Raw genomic sequence first — 16,253 nt, forward strand, 5'->3', positions numbered from 1 at the left:
TCATCATCCCTTCGAAATCGATATATTTTCAAAATAAGAGCTGATCTTCACACTTTCGAGAATCGCATCTTGTATTTCACCTTTACGCACCAGAGGCAATACTCCGGCTTTATTTAAGCTGGCGCGGGGGACATCGCCAATACCAGAACAGAGCAATATTTGACAGTCCTGTAATATAGAAATAATTTCTTGTAGCGTGGCATTCTTATCCCCATTACAATCCGCTTTACCGTGGCAATAGGCCTGAATCTTTCTGATACCTAGCAGTTTCACGCTTATTCCATCCGTTTCATAAACCATGAACTCTGTCGCGTGGCCAAAATGTTGATTGACCTTATCCCCACCACGTGTAGCAACAGCGACTTTGGTGGTGTGCTGCCCTTGCTGGAAAGAGTTCTGCCTTAGCTCTTTGGCTTTGACACGCTGACGGATTTTGGCATCGAGTTCACGTTGAAAGAGCGCTCTAGCTTGCTCATTAATAACTGGATTTTCATCCATCTTTTCTAATATAAAATCCTGATTACGATCCTGACCTAGCAGCCCAATGGCATCAGCACGGCATTGTCGACAATGGCGCATGACCTTCATCCCTTCGCGCCCAAGCACTTCCTGCAGGTTGTGCAGTTCTTTAGGACGCGGCGCCTTGCGCCCATCCCGTTCATACTGACTTCCTGGTGCGATAATTAAAGGCGTCACATTATGCAGAGTTGCCCCAAGCGTTTTAATTGTTCGCGATACTTCAGGGAGATGATGATCATTGACCCCTGGAATCATAACGGAATTAACTTTAACAAGAACACCTTGCTGCGCCAGCAGCTCCAAACCTTGAAGCTGGCGGCTGATCAGCAGCTCCGCTGCTTCTTGTCCTTCGTACCGGATCCCTTCGTCAACAACCCATGGATAAATTTCACGGCCCACATTGGGATCAACGGCATTGATGGTGATCGTGACATGACGGATACCTAGCGCTAGTATGGCGTCTACATGCCTGTAAAGGGTCAATCCATTAGTACTCAGGCAAAGGGTAACATCAGGGACCTGCCGCTTGACTCGTTCGAACGTGTCAAAGGTTCGTTCTGGATTCGCCAGCGGATCACCCGGACCTGCAATCCCAACTACCGACAGTTGCATCAGCTGTGCGGCTACACCTTTCACTTTGCGTTCAGCTTGCTCTGGAGTTAGCACTTCACTAACTACACCAGGCCTGCTTTCATTCACACAATCGAATTTCCGGTTGCAGTAATTACATTGGATGTTACAGGCGGGAGCAACCGGGATGTGCATCCTAGCAAAAAAACGATGAGCTTCCTCACTGTAGCAGGGATGGCGGCTGAGCTCCTCCTCTGCTTCAATGGATAACCTCGATGACGCCTGCGGCATTTCCCCACCTCCTAAAAATTTTATGCAGCATGAACTACTAGTACTTCTTCGCAGTAAAACTCACTCCGATAGAACAACTCATGTAATTTTAGTTAACGCATTTCTCGCTTGATTGCTTTGATTAGTTTCATCATATTTTCATCAACCTACATCGTCAATCGAGTTTTCCCTTTTTAAGTCCTGTTTTTCCTTATGTTTGCAGTTTCGTCATATTAAATGTTAGTTTATATAACCTATATATATCATGTTTCCGTTTCCATTTTATTCAATCTCTGTTGATTCTCCGTCATCATGTCATGTTTCTGGCCATTTTAAGGATTCTTAAAAGATAGAATCCATTTATTTCTGCAACTTTTATTGACAATGACTTTCATCTCGTATATGATCTCTTTAGGCAAGAACACATTGAATAATCTTAAAAATTTAATATATCCCGTAAAGGGGAGTAGCTGTTAAATAAAGTCGTCAATACGAGAATATGAGGATATTCTCCGGCTTTATTGGCAATTCACATTGTTAGCGAGACCTTTACCAATCAGGTTAGACCTTTATTCCAAAGGCTAATCTGTTTGGTAAAGGTCTTTTTTATATAAATTTGGTTAAAATGGTAGGGTAGATATCTTTTGGTAGATATTTGCATTCAAAAAGGGAGGACAACAGTAATGGATTGGGGATTATTATTAGAGTACGGTTGGGTATTGCTTGTTCTGGTAGCACTAGAGGGACTACTCGCCGCAGATAACGCATTGGTATTGGCAATTATGGTTAAGCACCTTCCTGATGAGGAAAGAAAAAAAGCGTTGTTTTACGGATTAGCGGGGGCCTTCGTGTTCCGATTCGGTTCGCTATTTGTCATCTCCTATCTGGTCGATATCTGGCAAGTACAAGCCATCGGCGCGATTTATTTATTATTTATCGCGGGTAATCATATTTTCCGAAAACTGTTGTTTAAGAAGCCCGTCACAGATGAAGCTGCTGAAAGCGGCACTGACGGTGCGGTCAATAAAAAGAAATCCAGCTTTTGGTTTACTGTTCTGAAGGTAGAAGTTGCTGACATCGCCTTCGCGGTCGATTCCATCCTAGCCGCAGTTGCACTCGCGGTTGCTCTTCCTGCAAGTGGTCTTCCAAAAATCGGAGGCCTTGATGGCGGACAATTCCTCGTCATCTTTGCCGGTGGATTTATCGGTCTGGTCATTATGCGTTTCGCAGCTTCCTTCTTCGTTAAGCTGCTGCATTCCCGTCCAGGACTTGAAATTGCAGCCTTCTTTATCGTAGGTTGGGTGGGTGTTAAGCTGTCAGTCATTACATTGGCGCACCCTTCACTTGGTGTTCTGTCCGAAGATTTCGCTCATAGTACCTGGTGGAAAGCCACCTTCTACGTTGTGCTCGTACTCATCGCTGTAATCGGCTGGTTTATGAGTAGCCACAAGGTTGAAGAGAATGTTGGCGAGAATCCGGTTCGAGAAGTAGACAAACAACTCGGTAAGTAATCGTAAAAATACAGCCACAAACCATACCCCGAAAGATGCACCTTCTGAACAGGTGTCCGTCTTTCGGGGTATTGTTATTTATCCTCGTTTTTGCTCTCGATATTCCTGCGGCGTACAGCCAACGGTTTTTTTGAAGAATCGAAAAAAATAGTGCTGATCACTAAACCCGAGCTGGCCGGAGATCTCGTGCATTTTTAGAGCAGTTCCAAGCAGCAGCTCCTTACTCAGCTCCACTTTTTTCTCCAGAATATAATCAGAAATCCCCTTCCCTGTCGTTCTTTTATACCAGCGTGACAGATAGGACGGATTAAGTGAGACTTCCTGCGCAATCCGGGTTAAGGACAAATCATCGGCCAGATGGGATTTAATATATTGGTGGATCATGGACAGGATATTCGATTCATCATGTTTATAGGTAGCGCTTCTGTTCGAGATAATCCATTCAAAAAACGTGTGATAAAAAGAGATAACATCCGACCAGTGTGTATTGATATTAAAATATAACAAGCGTGATAAATTCATACCGCTATGTGCTTTTTCCGTTAAACCTAATTCTTGTAAAGTCTGCAGCAGGGTGTTGCTGATCCCAGACATTAATCTTAATCTCAAAAAAGGATCCTCCGGCCCACCTTCCCCCGAGAGCTCCACCCATTTGCGAAAAGATGTGCCCCAATCGAGATCACCTTCAAGCAGCCTTTGTTTTAAATAGTCGAGCAGTAATTCCGCTGTTGCATTTCGATTATGCATAGAACCTGGACTTGGGCCCACTTCCTTGGTATTTATCCTCAGCAGCTTTTCCATCCCCAGTCCGGGGCTATCAAAAATGGCTAATCGTAAACGGTTCAAGGCATAGTTCAGCTCATGCCAATGCACTTCCTGATCACTGGCGATGATAGACACAGATAGTTGCAGACATTTGCCACAGGCTTGCTGAACGGATTCCATTGTTCCGTGGACGAAGCGGAGCGTTTTTAACCAGAGCTCTTCTTCCTTGATTGAGGATACACTTTCACTTTTAGGCTGAACAAAACAAGCTATCGTCCCCGGATCCAGATCCACAGCCTTAACTTCAACCTTGTCGCTGAGCAGCTCCTCCGCAATATTGGCTACCGCATAACGAATTAAGCTCCGGTCTGAAGCCGTTTCATAATTTCGCCAAGCCTCCATTCGCATAATAATAGGCAGGACGGGTCCATCCGCGTTGAACGGGAGCTGAATGGCGTCGAATTCAACCTGCAAGCTCTGCCGGTCTATCCGTTCGGTGCGTCTTAGAATATCGTGTAATAATTGCTGCTGTAACTGGGGCAGCGCGCGCGGGAGCTTGTCGCGAAGCCACTGGCTTTTATAGAAATAATCCTCTTCTGAAGATATTTTCTCCAAAGTCAGCTCCACAGCGGCACGAATTTTATCCATCCCCTCTGTCTTCAATAAATAGTCGACTACACAAGGATTTCGGATCGCCTGATGGGCAAAATCGAATTCATTATGTCCTGTCAGCAGAATTACTTTACAACGTGGCCAGCGGTCGACAATTTCCTGAATTAACGCCATCCCATCCATACCTGGCATACAGATGTCACTAAGCACAATATCTATTTTTACGGTATTAAGCCAGTCTATGGCATGATCCGCTGAATGAACCTTTATGATCTCCAAATCTTTAAAATCTGCCTTTACAAAAAATTCGTACAGCCCATCCAAAATATTAGGCTCATCATCAACTATCATCATTCGTTGCATCCTGCACGTCCCCTTTAAGCGGTAAATTGACTCTTACACAAAGTCCGCCCAAACTGCTTCTCTCTGCCTGCAAGCCATAAGGGGAACCAAATTTGATCCTCAATCTCTGATTTACATTTAATAAACCCGTGATCTCCCCCTGAATGGCATTCTGCTCGGAGAACTGGCGCTGCAAGAGATTTAACTTGTCCTCACTAAGTGAGTCACCGTTATCTTCTATTATAATAGTCAGCGTATGCTCAACTTTTTCATAACTCATTTTTAATAGGCCATTGCTGCTTTTTTGCTTAAGCCCATGCTCGAATACATTTTCAATAATGGGCTGCAGGAGAACCCGTGGGACTTTGATGTCCCGGCAATCCGCTGCAATCTCATCTACCTCAGCTCTAATTCTCGCGCCAAAACGAATCCGCTGTATAGCCAGATAGACCAAAGCATGCTCCTGCTCTTGCTGCAAAGTAACCTCCTGGGCGGAATCCCGGGTCATGTACCGAAAATATTGCCCTAAATAATCAGAGAATTCCTTGATCAGCTCTACATTTTCCACCTCAGCCATCTGTTTTATGCTAAATAGACTGTTATAGAGAAAATGAGGCGTGATCTGCGATTGTAAATGTTTAAGCTCCGCTTCCCCTGTCCGGATACGCTGCACGTAGTTCTCATCGATTAACGTATTCAGATGCTTAAGCATCTCATTGAAACGAGAATATAGATACCCAAACTCATCCCTGCGGGAGTGAGTTATAAAGATCCCCGTCTGCCCCTGCTCCGCTTTCTTAAACCCCCTGATAAGAATAGACATCGGGCGATGAATCATCCTGTATGTCCATAAAGAGAACAAGATAATGATCACTATCGAGACAACGAACAACAGCCATAGCAGCAATGAGTAGACATGAATCGGCTTCATGAGCACCGTATTGGGAATATTTGCGGTCAGCCTAAAGTTATTGCTGTGATCGTAGAGCGAATAGTAAAAAGAATTATCAAAACGATACCGCTGCACACTTACAGTCTCTTCACTATTTAGTGGTTTCTCTATGGGAAACAACCTGGGCTTCTGGTCAGAAGTTGATATCACATAATCGTTATTGCCGAAGGCTAACGTAATATCGCTCCCCCCTGATACCGCAAATTCTTTCAAACGCAACTCAAGCTCAGGTGAGGAAAGCTTCACTCCCAGCAAAAAATTAGGTGAAAGATTGCGATCCAGGTTATAAGGATTACTACGCAGTAAATATAAGTCGTCTTCGTATTTAGATAAAGCACCCTTCAGATTACCCATAGTGGCCAGCAGACTTTGCCATTCCTCGTTGGTGACATCCCTAACCCCCACCGCAGCGCTAACCCGCTTATTAATTTCCGGGACATAATACACAACATCACTAATATAAGGACTGGTTTCTTTGATTTGTTTTAGCTTGGTGTATATATTGTTCAGATTAGAATCCACTTCGTACCGGCTCATAATTGGAATACGGGTACTGAAGGTAGCCAGCGTTTCATCCTGAGAGTACTCCGTGACTAAGCCCGTTATCCGTTGCAGCTCAAATTCAAGATGGCTGTAGTAAAAATGAACCTTCGATTCGTTCGCCCTCTCCACTTCAGCTTGCATTTGGTTGGAGCTATAGTAGGTAATAGATATACTCAGCGCACAGAGTGGAAGCATGACCAATAGGAAAGCTCCGATCAGCTTGATCACAATGGAATCGGGGTTCCACCCGATGGAGAATGATTTCATTGGAATGTTCTCCCTCTTCTATCGAATAATAATAAAGAAGGAGCCATGTTCAGGCTCCTTCTTATTTTTAGGTCCAGTCCAGTTTAACCCTTTACACTACCCACGACTAGTCCATGCACAAAATATCTTTGCAGGAACGGATAAATCGCCAGGATCGGAATGATAGACAAGAAGATCTGGGAGGCTTGCGTTGTACGGTCTGAGATTTGGTTTAATAACGCAGCTTGTTCAAAAGTAATATTTTCGGTCTGGATCGATACCTGCTGAAGTATGGATTGTAAATAGGTGGCCAGCGGATAATGTTCCGGGCTTCTCATATAAATCATGCCATCGAACCATGCATTCCAGTGACCTACCAAAGCGAACAACGTAATGGTCGCAATACTTGGCATAGATACAGGCAGATACACACTCCACAACGTACGTAAGTGTCCTGCGCCATCCATCCATGCGGCTTCCTCCAATTCTTTTGGCAAACCTCTGAAGAAATTGAGCATGAGCAGAACATTAAAGATCGGCACCGCGCCCGGTATAACAAGCGACCAGATGCTATCCAGCAGCCCCATTTCTTTTACAATTAAATAGCCAGGAATCAGACCCCCGCTGAAGAGCATCGTGAACACAAAAATCCAGGCATACACGGTCCGTGAGCGGAAGGACTTTGCCTCTTTAGACAGCGGATAAGCTACTAGAATCGTAAACAACAAGTTAACGGATACCCCAAGCACTACCCGAAGCAGACTAGTTCCGAAGGAGTGAATGAACTGGTTGTTCTGAAGGATATATTTATAGGAAGAAAGAGTGAAATCCACAGGCCAGAAGGTTACGCTACCCGCGTTAACAGCTGCGCTGGAGCTAAAGGAGATCGCCAGAATGTTCACGATCGGAAAAAGACAAAGCACTGCGAGCAAAGTCAGAAATACATAATTGCAGCGGAGAAACCAACGATAAGCAGTTGAAGTATGGTGCATTTAGTCCACTCCTTTCTCTCTAAAAAATCCGATATTTAGCAAAACGATACGCCAGATAATAACCCAGCCCGATAAATACGAAGGAAACTACCGATTTTATCAATCCTAGTGCGGTCGATACAGAGTACTGAGCATCCTGTAGACCAATTCGGTAAATCATCGTGTCCAAAATATCGCCTGATTCATACACTAGCGGGTTGTAGAGGTTGAACACTTGGTCAAATCCCCCGTTCAGGACGTTGCCAAGGCTGAGTGTAAGCATAAGGATCATAATCGGGCGAATGCCCGGAAGCGTAATATGCCAGGTCTGCTTCCATCTTCCGGCACCATCGATTACAGCAGCTTCATAAAGAGAGGAGTCAATGCTGGTTAAAGCCGCCAAATAAATAATCGTCCCGAATCCAAACTCCTTCCATTGATCTGTGATCACTAGTACGTATGGGAACCAGCTATTGTCCGCTAGAAATTGAATAGGCTGCATGCCTAGTGCTTTTAAAAGCATGTTGACAATCCCGCTGCTCGGAGACAGTACATCTACGATAATCCCGCCCAAGATAACCCATGAGAAAAAGTGCGGCATATAAATAATCGTCTGAATCGAACGTTTGAAGCCGTTTACACGAACCTCATTAAGCAATAGAGCCGCTATAACTGGCACGGTCAGGCCAGCAATAATTTTCATGACGGAGATAAATACAGTATTCCATACGACCTGACCAAAACCGGGAAGCTCAAACAAATAACGAAAGTTTTCGAGCCCTGTCCAGTTCATATTCTTAAACCCTGAGATCGGGGAAAAATTCTGGAAGGCAATTACAAGGCCAGCCATCGGAATATAACTAAAAATAATGATCACTATTAAGGCAGGTAAAATCATTAAATGGAGCGGAATATTACGTAGAAATTGCTTAGTATTAAAGTGCATATGCTTTCTCCTCCTTGTATCTCAATTATAGAGCAGCCCCAAATTGCCTTAATAGTGTAGCGTATTGACTTTAAGTATCTTTTGTTGACCTGGTTATCGAACCGAATAGCTGTTCAGCCAAAAAAAGAACTGCCCGTTTGTCATTATCATGACTAGGGGCAGTCCTCTTCTGCGTCGTTTTTACTAGTTTGCTTTTACGATATCATTTACTTCTTTCGTTATTTGATCTCCACCGAGCTTTTTCCAGTTGGCTACGAATTTGTCGAATTCATCGATAGGAAGACTTCCGTAAATGATTTTGACAAAGGTCTCTGCACGCAGTTTATCCAAGGTAGCCGCTTTGCTGTTCATCGTTTTAGTTGGGGCATAAATGAACTCATTCATCAACACCAAGTCATTGTCGCGGTAGTGTTTGATAACCGATTGTGAGCTAAGCGGCCCAAAGATCCGTTCCATATGCCATTTATCAAGATCTCCACCGCGGTAGCTTTGAATATCATCATAGAATAATTTAGCTTCAAGGCCCATGTTTGAGGTATCTCCCGATTCAAGGGCTTTTTCCACTTCATCCTGTGCTTTTACATTTTTGTTCGGTGGCAGGTTGGATACAACCGCATTTTGGAAGCCCAGACCTGTGTCCCCGTTCAAATATTTTGCCCGTTCTGTTTTAGCGGACTCCCCAAACATTTTCTCTGCTTGGAAGTTAAGCAGCTTGATCAATGCCTCCGGATGTTCGTAGCCCTTACGGACCGCGAATACGCCTCCAATCGTAAGATGGTTTTGAGTTTTGGCAGGTTGGTCATCAATAGATTGTACTGGATAAGGCACCCAGTTAACATTTTGATCTTTTTTAATCATGTCCTTTACTTGGAAAGGGGCCCATTGCGGCAAAAATAACATACCGGATTTACCAGCATTCACATCCTCCATCGCTTTGGCAAAGTCTTTTACCCCAAACTCTGGATCAATGACTCCTTCCTTATACAATCTTTGCAGCTCCGCAAGTCCAGCCTTTACCTCCGGTTGAATCGTACCATTCACAACCTCGCCATCGGCGTTTTTGATCCAAGTTTCCAGGTAAGCATGGTACCCGAGTAGAAACGCATTGATTGGCAAGTCCTTGTTCAACGAAATGCCGTAAGTATCCTGTTTGCCATTTCCGTCTGGATCTTTAAATGTAAAGTCTTCTGCAATCTTAATAATATCCTGCATGGATGTTGGCTCTGCCAGATTCAGCTTGTCCATCCAGTCTTTTCGAATCCATATCATATCAGAGGAATCCAGCGAACCCGGGAAGCTTACCATCGCCATCAGTTTTCCATCTTTCGTAACCGGCTTAAGCCCTGCTCCGTCCTCTTCAGCGTAATATTCTTTGACAAGATCCGAAGCATATTTATCAAATACCCCGGTCAAATCCTCCAACATGCCAGCTTCATAAAGCTGCTCGAATTGCACCGTGGACACCTTTAACAAATCAGGCAAATCCCCGCTCGCCAAGGTAACGTTCATTTTATCGTTATAGTTGGCATCAGCCACAATCCAGTCATAGGACACTTTAATCCCAAGCTCTTCCTCGTATCCTCTGGTCCAGATGTTATTGGAATGTGTATCGCCCTGCGCCAACGTCTCTTTGCCTGTTTCGTTCATCGTGGAGCGAAGTTTGATCGGCGGATCATATTTGGTTAAAGGGCCGCCTTCCATTTCCGTTTGCGCACTAGTGTTTCCCTCTGCGGTACTACTACTGTTTCCACTATTATTGCTGGAGCAACCACTGAAAACTAATGATAAAACAATGGCCGATGCCATTAAAGGCAAGCCTTTAATCTTTCTTTTCATCTATTGAACCTCCCTTATTTTCTATATCCTAATTGTAAGAAGAAAGCGTTAACACAGCGAGTGTGAACCGTTTACATTCGGTATCTTTTCTTTACCTATTCATGTTCGCCTAACAAAGCTCCGCTTTAGGGTCACTCTGATTATCATAATACTGTGAGTTTGTAAGTGTCTATGTATTGGTAATTAATTACACAAAAAAGAGGCGGATCCTTATGCTATCCCTTAAGAATCTTAGCCATCAAGATTACCTATATAGTGAGCCGGCGGTTGCATAGTGTAGGCGGAATGGACTGAGGATTGCGTTGAGGATTGCGCGGAGGATTACGCTAAGGATTACGCTGAGGATTGCGCTGAGGATAAATTAAGCGTTGAATTAAGCATTGAATTACGCGGCATTACGCGGCATTACGCGGCATTACGCGTTTAATTGTATTTAGTACACTTATAATGCATCAAATCACTCGGCCAAAGGATATAAGTGTATTCCGTACACTTATATTCTTGCTTTTCTCGCCAGTAGGTGAATTCTCTAGTTTTAGTTGCAGAGAATGCAATTAAAGATACACATTCACCTTTTGCATAAGAAATAGCTGTATAGAATGCAGTTATTTTGCGGATTCCAGCAAGAATCGGCGCACAAAAAATGCTGAGAGGATACTGGAAACTGCATCTGCCAGATAGAGATGCTTTAGTCAATCCGCCGCGCTGCAAACTAAAAAACCAGGCAGCGATTCTCCAATCGTCGGAGAATCGCTGCCTGGCTGTCTTATTAACACTTATTGACCTATGATCTGATCGGTCTTTCCTTGCAGCTCCACTAGCTTCATGATCACCGAAGCCGCCAGCGCTTTTGTTACATTCTGCTGCGGATTAAACTTGCCGTTGTCATCCTTTAAGAGTCCCAATTTCACAACAAGAGCCACGGCCCCCTTATTGTTTATAGCTGAGCTATCACTAAACTGACTTACAGTCACATCTTTATCAAGATAAGCTGTGAGTTTATTGTATTTCAAGAAATTAGCCAGATGAACAGCAAGCTGTTCCCGGGTTAACTTACTCTCTACTTGCAGGCTTTCATCCTTATTGATCCATTTACGATCTGCTGCAAAAATAACTGCATCATAATATGAATTCTCTGGCTTCACGCCTGCCACAGTTTTTCGTTCATTATTATTATAATAATTGGTGAAATTCGGACTAGAAGCTTTGGCAAGATAGGATAACCAATCACCGACAGTTATTTCTTGATCCGGGTTCACTTTGCCATCGGCATCCGGTGTAATCACATGGTGGTTTACCAATTCTGATAATTCCCGCTCTGCTGCATGACCTTTGATATCCGTTGCAGATAGTTGAGCATCCTGCTGACCGAGGTAATCATACACCGCAACCCATTTTCCAGTGGCTGCATCCAAAACCTGATTCAATCCGTTAGATTCATCAAAGGTTGTATCATATACCAGCTTCACCTTCGGTGCGACATAGTTACTATAAGTATTGTATCCACCAACCTGAGTATATTTCAGCTTAGTCTGATATTTAGGCTTATAACTTTCGAGCGCTTCTTTCTTGGAAATTGTTGCATCAGGCGATAATGTGATTCCATCGATACCGCTTATCCGATTCCCCATGTAAGAAGTCAGTCTGCCGTAAAGATCCAAACTTACCGTAATGGTGCTGTCACTCACAGGAATTCCTTGATGATATCTAATAAACTGGTATCCATATCCTGATCCGTCTGAAGTCAAACTCGAATTATCCCCGTATTCTACCAGCTTTAGCTTCTGGCTCGCCTGAGGATATAGACTATTAATTATACTAAGCGCTTTCACCTTCGCTTCAGCCTCACTAAGCTTCTTACCTCCAGCAGGTGCCGGCTCTTCCTTCTTCTTATCCTGAATAGCACCATAAGCTTGAACCTGGTACTGCAATACTTCACCGGTCTTTGCATCGATCTCAGCAGAGGATTGTTCTGGAAAGCCAGCACCAATGTAACGATCATTTCCATTACTGCCCCAGTATAGCTGCCAGATTTTTCGATCTGAATCCTGATAGTCATTTCTCAAGGTTTGCGAGATCAATTTACGATCTGCCGGGATATAAGCAACCTTCTCTACAAGCTGTGCTGCTTCTTTTGCAGAAAGCTCTGTACTAGAACTTCTTGCCTGAAAAACATCCTTGCTCTTCGCTACTTCTGAATACACGACTGAGGTGGATACGGATTCTTTTCCTTCATAATCTATCCGCTTGCCCGTTAATGCATCGATAGGATATAGAGACTGATCTATTGGACGCCAGCCTAGGATCCAGTTGTTAGGTTTTCCGTTCTTATAAATAGGAATGTAAAATAGGCCCACATCAAACTGTTCCGCAAATTGCTTCTGTGCTTGCTCCAAGGTAATCTTGGGCTGTGCAGACGGGTACTCAAGCCCTTGAGAAGACTTAGAGAATTGCGTTACAGTTCCGTTACCATCCACAACTATGTTAATGCTGTCCGATCCAGAAGGAATACCATTTTTCAGAATACTGAAGTTATATCCATATTGAACAGGACCGAATAATGATTCCGAAAAATAACTATAACCAACATTCTCATTTAATTGCAGCTCACTGCTCTTAATCGATGAGGCTGCCTTAGCCACAAAAGTCTTGGCGATCTCCAATGCCTGAGTCTGCGATACTTTCGGTGGATAATAGGATTCGTTCTTCTCCTGGGAGAATGAGAGATAGGTGTTGATGATATCACCATTAATGGCGTCTACCTCACTGCTAAAACCATATCCTATATTCCCTTCTTGAACCTGCCACTGAATATGCCAGATCATTTGATTTGCTGGAGCTGGGTAGCTTTGGTTAGATCCCAGTTGAACATTGTTTACAGTTGCATCTTTTAGAGATGGGAATAGTTCTTTTAACTTTGCAATGGCTTGCTCCTGCGTGAATTTCACTTTTGCAGGATCAGCCTCAGATTTCGTAGTCGTAGCTGGAGCCGCTGATTGCGTACTAACCTGCGTTACGGAAGTGTTGCTGCTAACAGATATAGAATCGGCTGCGGCTAAGCCAGGGGGTAAGAGTAACGCGAGTGCAACGGAAGTGATTAATACCGTTTTAGCTGTTTGATGAACAAAAAGAGTACTATTGCTTTTCAAAAGAATTCATCCTCCTCTAACACGTGATTCATATTATTATACAGATATTTTCTTGTATTTTCCATAATTATTTAACGACAGGAAATTACGACATTTTTGTGATGTGAGCTATAATGGTAAACAGTTGCAGCTATAATTCATCTAGAAAGGGGGTCACCGACATTACTGACTGGAACCTTCAGCCGCTTATTGACGGCATTACTAACCTAGACATTCGCAGTTGTCTAATCGTTCAACATGGAGAACCCATACTGGAGCATTACCGCGATCCACAAATCGCTGAAGAGCTTGGCAAAATCAACTCGTGCACCAAAAGCGTACTCTCCGCCTTAGTTTGCATAGCCATAGATAAACAAATGATTCCACCTCCAGACACACCTATTTCTTTATTTTTTCCTTCATTAAAAGAAGATCTTGACCCACGTAAAAGAGAGATCACTATCGAACACTTATTAACGATGACCGGAGGCTTTAACTGGACAGAGTTTGGTGGGCAGAATTCTTTTCCGGCCATGACTAAAACCGCAGACTGGATAAAATTTGTGCTTGCACAGCCATTAGCTCATACACCAGGAACCGTGATGACTTATAACTCAGGCTCCTCTCAGCTCTTGTCCGCAATCCTGCGTGATTGTGCTGGACAGGCGGTTGCAGAATTTGCCGAAGACCAGCTGTTTCAACCACTTGGCATTCAAAGCTATCACTGGGAGAGCGATCCGCAAGGCATACATACCGGTGGGTTCGGACTTCATCTGAAGCCGGAGGATATGCTGAAATTCGGCTTACTTTATTTGCAAGAGGGACGCTGGAAGGATCAGCAGATCCTTTTTCCAGATACAATTCAGCAATCTACTCGCCCTTACGTTGAAGCCAATCATCCGCAAAAAGGATTCTACGGCTGGCATTGGTGGGTATCCCAATTCAATGCAGGTTCAGAGCAACAGCCGAACGAGATCCCTTATTATTTTGCACTCGGCTTTAAAGGGCAGCATATCATTGTAGTTCCTGCTTACGAGCTGGTTGCCGTTATCACCGCGGATAAGTACAAAAAAGGCTCTCCTGCAAATGTTTTCGGCCGATTTATTGTGCCGGCTCTTCTAGGGCAGTAAGAACCAGAAATCACATGCAGTTCTATGTGTGGATACCCCACAATCCATAAAGCAGCCGCAGCCATAGACTGATAAAGTCTTGGGCTGTCGCTGTTAGTTTTGTACAAATGATCGCTATTAATTTTTCTTCAACTCGTTTGCTGCAAGCTTAAATGACACCAAATTTCTTTAATGCGTAGGCTATCCCGCCTTCACTTGCTTTTTTTGTAACAAAATCGGCTTTTTGTTTTAACTGTTCCGCACCGTTTCCCATCGCAATGCCCAATCCCACATACTCCAACATGTCGATATCATTCCCACCGTCACCAAACGCGATAGCCTCTGACTTGCAAATATTCAGATAATCCAGCACCTGTTTAATCGCCGTTGATTTAGAAACTTTTGTTTCTTCAAGCACATTCATAACGTATCCGTGAAAACGTTCGAACCGTAATTCAGGAAATCTTGGGATACTTCTATCAATTTCACTCACTAGAGTACCGTCCACATCAAAAAATACAATCTTATACATATTATGAAATAAGCCTCCCCGTTCGAACGTAACTAGATAGATTATATTTCATGGGATCTAAAACAAGAAGGAAGCCGATCACACGGATCAGCTTCCTTCTTGTTTTCTTATTCAGCTTCAGCACAACAAGCTTACGTCGTTAATTTTGCATATACCACAAAAAATAACATCATTTCACCAATGATCAGGTAATTAGGTATAAGGAACAACAAATCTACTGCGAAAAAAACACCAAGTAAACCTAATAATAACGTCAAATGGAATATCCCTAACCGTTGCTGTATACGTCTATATTTATGGAAGACCAGTGAGGTAGAGCAGAAGTAGAGCAGGACCGATCCAAAAACAAAACACACCATAAATATATAATTTAATTGATCTAAAAATAACAGTTGGATCGAAGCTGCAATCATACTCAAGGATACATAAATAAATAAATGCCCGTAAATTATGGTTTGCCCGGCAGTCTCTATAGTCTTATCCACTTTCTTTTCAACATTATCAAAATATTGCCACCACATAGCTATAATTAATAGAAAAGTTAATAATGCAAATACAATAGATTGCCATGTCCAGTGGCTAGACTGTAAAACCGCAAGGATACTGACCACTGATTCCCCAAGCAGAATAAGCGTAAACAACGAAAAGCGTTCCAATAAATGATGAGTATTGATCGGACTTTTTACCAAGTATTTCCGGCCTACTAATGGAAGCAGAATGTCTACAGTAATTCCCGCATACAAAACTACATAACGCATCCAAGAGTCAAAGAAAAGTGATAAAGAAGAGATCACTAATCCAATCCAAAATCTGCTTCCCAAATACCGGGCAGTGCCCTTTCTATCAGCCGCTTCATTCTTATTTATCGTAAGATATTGAATGGCTGTCATAGCTCTTAAACCAACATAACCTATTAAGAATGGCATATAATATTGATCAAAGTTAACCGATAGGCTCGCCGTCATTATTAATACAAAAAATAATTGTAGAATCAAGAATATCCGATGTGAAAAGATATCTTGCCCAAACCGATTCACAAAAAGCGATTGCCCTACCCAAGCCCACCAGATCGGAATAAATATTAAGATAAATTTGGATAAGTATTCAAGTGGAATTGTACCCGCCTCTACATGCAATAGGACATGGCTCGCTTTTGAAACTGCTGCTACAAAAAGCAGATCATAAAATAGCTCCAGCCAAGTAACTTTCTTCTCAGCAATGGATACTGTACTGTGCTCAAATCCCGATGTGTGTTTATTCATCGTCTGACTCCCTTGGTTTGGATGTGTATTTCAAATACAGTTTATCGAATACTTATCCATCTTAACCGAATTGATATACTAATTTGAAGACCCTTTACCTAAAAATAAAACCAGCAAGCCTCCACACAGGGAGCTTGCT

The 16,253-nt window shown here is 43.1% G+C and carries 11 protein-coding genes; 2 read left to right on the forward strand and 9 right to left on the reverse strand.

Annotation, left to right across the window (positions count from 1 at the left end; genetic code table 11):
* Window positions 1-3 precede the first annotated feature (3 nt).
* Entirely contained in the window at window positions 4-1,380 is a 1,377-nt protein-coding gene (nifB, locus tag MHH46_RS25920) for a nitrogenase cofactor biosynthesis protein NifB (protein ID WP_076194612.1), read from the reverse strand.
* Between the two features lie 662 nt (window positions 1,381-2,042).
* On the opposite strand from nifB, the gene MHH46_RS25925 reads away from it, so the two are divergent.
* Window positions 2,043-2,870 (forward strand): TerC family protein, encoded by an 828-nt coding sequence (locus MHH46_RS25925; RefSeq protein ID WP_036679597.1) that lies wholly within the window; start codon window positions 2,043-2,045, stop codon window positions 2,868-2,870.
* Window positions 2,871-2,948: 78 nt separating this feature from the next.
* On the opposite strand, the gene MHH46_RS25930 is transcribed toward MHH46_RS25925, so the two are convergent.
* The 6 genes from MHH46_RS25930 to MHH46_RS25955 form a co-directional block, all read right to left on the reverse strand.
* Window positions 2,949-4,610 (reverse strand): response regulator, encoded by a 1,662-nt coding sequence (locus MHH46_RS25930; protein ID WP_076194609.1) that lies wholly within the window; start codon window positions 4,608-4,610, stop codon window positions 2,949-2,951.
* Window positions 4,588-6,351 (reverse strand): sensor histidine kinase, encoded by a 1,764-nt coding sequence (locus MHH46_RS25935; RefSeq protein WP_076194607.1) that lies wholly within the window; start codon window positions 6,349-6,351, stop codon window positions 4,588-4,590. Before MHH46_RS25935 ends, MHH46_RS25930 begins: the two co-directional genes overlap by 23 nt.
* A gap of 83 nt (window positions 6,352-6,434) precedes the next feature.
* Window positions 6,435-7,322 carry a carbohydrate ABC transporter permease gene (locus tag MHH46_RS25940; protein ID WP_038573097.1) on the reverse strand — a complete coding sequence of 296 codons (888 nt, stop codon included), beginning with the start codon at window positions 7,320-7,322 and terminating at the stop codon, window positions 6,435-6,437.
* A 19-nt stretch (window positions 7,323-7,341) separates the two neighbouring features.
* On the reverse strand, window positions 7,342-8,247 hold the full coding sequence (locus MHH46_RS25945; RefSeq protein ID WP_036679607.1) for a sugar ABC transporter permease: 906 nt from the start codon (window positions 8,245-8,247) through the stop codon (window positions 7,342-7,344).
* A 183-nt stretch (window positions 8,248-8,430) separates the two neighbouring features.
* The gene (locus tag MHH46_RS25950) at window positions 8,431-10,083 is read right to left on the reverse strand and encodes an extracellular solute-binding protein (protein WP_076194604.1); all 1,653 of its coding nucleotides are present in this window, start codon (window positions 10,081-10,083) and stop codon (window positions 8,431-8,433) included.
* A gap of 776 nt (window positions 10,084-10,859) precedes the next feature.
* The gene (locus MHH46_RS25955; protein ID WP_076194602.1) at window positions 10,860-13,232 is read right to left on the reverse strand and encodes a YcdB/YcdC domain-containing protein; all 2,373 of its coding nucleotides are present in this window, start codon (window positions 13,230-13,232) and stop codon (window positions 10,860-10,862) included.
* A 113-nt stretch (window positions 13,233-13,345) separates the two neighbouring features.
* Here MHH46_RS25955 and MHH46_RS25960 point away from each other — a divergent pair, with 113 nt between their 5' ends.
* Window positions 13,346-14,341: a serine hydrolase gene (locus tag MHH46_RS25960; protein WP_081387967.1), complete on the forward strand. Its 996-nt coding sequence runs from the start codon at window positions 13,346-13,348 to the stop codon at window positions 14,339-14,341.
* A 148-nt stretch (window positions 14,342-14,489) separates the two neighbouring features.
* On the opposite strand, the gene MHH46_RS25965 is transcribed toward MHH46_RS25960, so the two are convergent.
* Both MHH46_RS25965 and MHH46_RS25970 read right to left on the reverse strand, forming a co-directional pair.
* Complete coding sequence (locus MHH46_RS25965; RefSeq protein WP_256717247.1) at window positions 14,490-14,852, reverse strand: HAD-IIB family hydrolase; 363 nt, start codon at window positions 14,850-14,852, stop codon at window positions 14,490-14,492.
* A 131-nt stretch (window positions 14,853-14,983) separates the two neighbouring features.
* A complete protein-coding gene (locus MHH46_RS25970; protein WP_076194632.1) occupies window positions 14,984-16,072 on the reverse strand; it encodes a low temperature requirement protein A in 1,089 nt (362 codons plus the stop codon).
* Window positions 16,073-16,253: the final 181 nt, after the last annotated feature.

The organism is Paenibacillus sp. FSL H8-0175, from assembly GCF_045040615.1.
Classification (GTDB): domain Bacteria; phylum Bacillota; class Bacilli; order Paenibacillales; family Paenibacillaceae; genus Paenibacillus_AQ; species Paenibacillus_AQ odorifer.